The organism is Streptomyces sp. NPDC059524 (assembly GCF_042749255.1).
GTDB classification, from domain to species: Bacteria; Actinomycetota; Actinomycetes; order Streptomycetales; family Streptomycetaceae; genus Streptomyces; species Streptomyces xanthii.
The window spans coordinates 1-2,726 of the sequence record NZ_JBHYTK010000275.1 but is presented as its reverse complement, the minus strand read 5'-3'; the positions used below and the strand labels follow the sequence as shown (position 1 = coordinate 2,726).

At 78.0% G+C, this 2,726-nt stretch carries 2 protein-coding genes; both read right to left on the bottom strand.

What is annotated here, in order from left to right; all coding sequences use genetic code 11:
• Positions 1–34 precede the first annotated feature (34 nt).
• A complete protein-coding gene (locus ACFW9D_RS37835; RefSeq protein WP_384629970.1) occupies positions 35–670 on the bottom strand; it encodes a thioesterase II family protein in 636 nt (211 codons plus the stop codon).
• A gap of 439 nt (positions 671–1,109) precedes the next feature.
• On the bottom strand, positions 1,110–2,726 hold a 1,617-nt coding region (locus ACFW9D_RS37830), incomplete at its 5' end, for an NB-ARC domain-containing protein (RefSeq protein WP_384629968.1).

Here is a 2,726-nt window from a genome sequence, read left to right as displayed (position 1 = left end):
GCCCCTCGCAGCCGCGCCCCGCGTCCCGCCGCCACTACACCACCACCGGCACCGAACACTGCGGGTCGCGCCGCCCCGCGAACTGGTGCCGCGGCACGCGCCGCGGCTCGGCCGCCATCGACGCGGCCTCGCCCGTGCACAGCAGCAGGTCGTCGCGCGCGACGGGGAGCAGCGCGGACAGGAAGTCCGGGTGGTTCAGCAGGACTTGGGGGATGCCGCCGAGCGCGGCGAGCGAGTCGATCAACTCCTCGTCACTGGCCTCCGGCCGGGCGATCTGCGGCGCGGGCAGGTGCGGCGCACGGTACGCGCTGAGCACGACGGCCTCCGGGAGCGGTGCCCCGCGCTGCTGCCGCCGGCAGGCCAGCGAGTAGGCGATCAGGGCGCCCATGCTGTGCCCGTAGAAGATGTGCGGTCGCTCCAGCTCGTCGTCGAGCTCGGCGTCCAGGTCGTCGATCAGGGCCCGCAGATCCGTGAACCGCGGCTCGTCGATGCGCCCTTCGCGGCCGGGCAGCTGGATGGGCAGCACTCGCACCCCGGCGCCGTGCGCGTCCAGGGTGCGCTGCCAGCGGCCGTACGCGGATGCGCCGCCGCCCGCGTACGGGAAGCAGAACAGCCGTACGTCCGCGCTCGCACTTTCGTCGATGCTGCTCCGGGACAGGTATCGCGTCATCTTGCTCCGCCTCGGGTTCCGTCCAGCGTGGGTGCGTCGGCGGGATCCGTCCCTGGACCGGTGCGGCGGCCGAACGGACAGGCGGTGCCCGGCCCGCGTGCCGGTGCGCACGGGCGGGGCGGCCTCCTGACCGGGAGGGCGCCGGCAGGGCCTCGGCACGGATCCCGGCCGACGGGACGAGCATGCTGTTGACGCCTAAAGTGTGGCCAAATCCGGCCCCCGGCAAGGCGGTCGGCGCCGGCCCGGCGGCGAAGGCGTTCCTTTAGCGGCCCGTACGAAGCTGGGCGCAGCGCCGCCGGACGTCGGCGCCCCCGTGAGCGAGCCCGCCCCCGGACCCGACCATCCCCCCGGGGAGCCGGGGCGGGCCCGCCCCGGGCCAGAGCCGGCCCGCGCCTGGGCCAGGGCCGGCCGGCCCCGGGCCAGAACCAGCCCGCTCGGATCAGGCCGGCGCCGTCTCCGGGGCCGACAGCAGCCACATGCCGGGCCGGACCTCCAGGGGCCGTCCCGCCGGTGCGGCGCCGGCGGCGACCGCGCGGGTCGTGCGCAGCGCGTACTCCTGCCAGCGCCGGTCGCCCGTGCGCCGCGCCCAGCGCTCGCACTCGGCGAGCCGGGCCAGCGCCTCCTCGGACCGCCCCTCGCGTAACGCCACCAGGGCCAGGCCGCGCAGCGCGTGCGCCGCGCCGCGGGCGTCCCCGGTCGTACGGGCCCCGGACAGCGCCCGTACGTAACCGCGTTCGGCGCGCGGCACCCGGCCCTGGCCGAGCAGCACGTCCGCCTCGCCGGACAGACAGCGCGCCGCCGAGACACGGTCGCCCGCCTGCGTGAACAGGTGCCAGGCGAGCCGGTAGCGGTCGAGGGCCGCCGTCGGCAGCCGCCGCTGCCAGTCCAGGTCGGCGAGCGACTGCAGCAGCACCGCCTCCGCCCGCGCGTCGCCCGCCTGCCGGGCCGCGTCCAGGCCGAGCCCGTGGCTCAGCTCCCAGTCGTCCCACACCGCGCCGGCCTCGTAGTAGCCGGCGCTCGCCGCCGCCAGGCCGGAGCACAGCTCCCACAACCCGTCCGTGTGCGCCCGACGCACCGCTTCGAGCAGCCCGGCCGACTCCTCCTGGAACCAGGACAGCGCCGCGTCCCCGACCAGCTCGTGCGGATCGATGCCCGCGGGCGGTTCCACGGGCGCCGCGAGCCGGTCCCGGCCCGGGGCGAGCCGGTGGTCGGCGTACCGGGCGAGCGCGAGGAACGCCCGGCACAGCCGGTCCGTCGCTCCCGGAGAACCGGCGCCGAGCAGTTCGAGGGAGAGCGAGCGCAGCAGCGGATGGAACCCGTAGCGCACCGGGGTCAGCCGGCCCGGTGCCGGGCGCGCCTCCAGGAGTCGGCCGCGCACCAGTTCCTCCAGGTGCCGCTCCGCCTCCGGCGGCGGGCAGGCCAGCAGCGCGGCCGCGCTCCACAGCGGGAAGTCCGGCAGCGGCGCGAGCCCGAGCAGCCGGAACGCCAGCCGCTCCTGCACACCCGCCTGCCGGTACGCGGCCAGCAGGCTGCCGCGCACGTCGAGGTCGCCGACGGCGAGCGCGGCGAGCCGGGTCCGCTCGTCGGCGAGCCGCGCCACCAGGTCGGCGGCCTTCCAGTGGGGCCGGGCCGCGAGTCCCGCGGCGGCCACCCGCAGCGCCAGCGGCAGGTTCCCGCACAGCCGGGCGATCTCCGCGGCGTCCCGCGGCGCGGCCCGCACGGCCTCGCCGCCGCACCGGGTCAGCAGCTCCAGCGCCTCCGCCGGTTCGAACACGTCCAGGACCAGGTGCCGCGCCTCCTCCAGGGCGCCCAGCGCCTGCCGGCCGGTGAGCATCACCGTGAGGTCAGGGGCCGCCGTGAGGAGCGGCCGCACCTGCGCCTCGGAGACCACGTCGTCCAGGACGACCAGGATCCGGCGGCCCCGCGTCCGCGCGTACAGCACCTCGTCGAGCCCGGCGCCGTCCGCGCCGTCGATCGTGCCGCCCGGTGCGCCCGCGGCGGCGCGGGCCGGGCCGGGCGCGCCGGCGGGCGGCTCGCCCAGCCGGCGCACCACCAT